Source organism: Alcanivorax sp. HI0044 (assembly GCF_001634945.1).
In genome coordinates this window covers 1-716 of sequence record NZ_LWEZ01001695.1, presented here as the reverse complement: position 1 = coordinate 716, position 716 = coordinate 1, and the positions used below count along the sequence as shown (strand labels likewise).

1 protein-coding gene is annotated in these 716 nt (G+C 56.4%); it reads left to right on the top strand.

Annotated elements, in window-relative coordinates; all coding sequences use genetic code 11:
• The first annotated feature begins 216 nt into the window (after positions 1–216).
• On the top strand, positions 217–621 hold the full coding sequence (locus A3730_RS25535; RefSeq protein ID WP_063520344.1) for a VOC family protein: 405 nt from the start codon (positions 217–219) through the stop codon (positions 619–621).
• Positions 622–716: the final 95 nt, after the last annotated feature.

Sequence of the window (716 nt, the reverse complement as noted above, 5' to 3'; positions counted from 1 at the left end):
AGGCCTTGCAGAAGGCCTTGTCCGAATTTTGAGTGATCGCGTACCAGGGCCCCGCCATTTGTGAAGGCGGGGCTTTTCTGGTTAATTGGCTTATAAAAAACGTGGCATTGGTGGGCGGTTGTGCGTCTCGCCGCCACGGGAAGGGAAGCCAATCGATTAGATCATGAAGGCACATTGTGCCAGGACCCCCTAATGACTAATCAAGGAGACAGCACCATGACTCGAATGATCTTTGTGAACCTGCCCGTGGCGGATTTGACGGTAGCCATGAACTTTTACTCTGCACTGGGGTTTGAGAACAACCCGCAATTCACTGACGAGACGGCTGCCTGCATGGTGTGGAGCGAAGCGATCCATGTGATGCTGCTGACCCACGACAAATGGCGGACCTTTACGGACCGGCCGATTCCACCTTCCTCTTCCAGTGAAGTGATGCTGGCGCTTTCCTTTGATAGTCGTGATGCGGTGGATGCGGTGGATGCGGCCGCTGCGAAGAACGGTGGCACTGCCGATATCAACCCGGTTCAGGATCTGGGGTTTATGTATAACCGCAACCTGGCGGACCCGGACGGGCATGTATGGGAAATGATGTGGATGGACATGGCGGCGATGGAGGGCTAGTGCTGGCTCCCCGATTCCTGTCCGAGCTACGAAGCCCCTCTGTAGGAGTTCCCTTCCAGGGGACGAACCCGAGCCCAGGCGAGGGAAACGGGGTA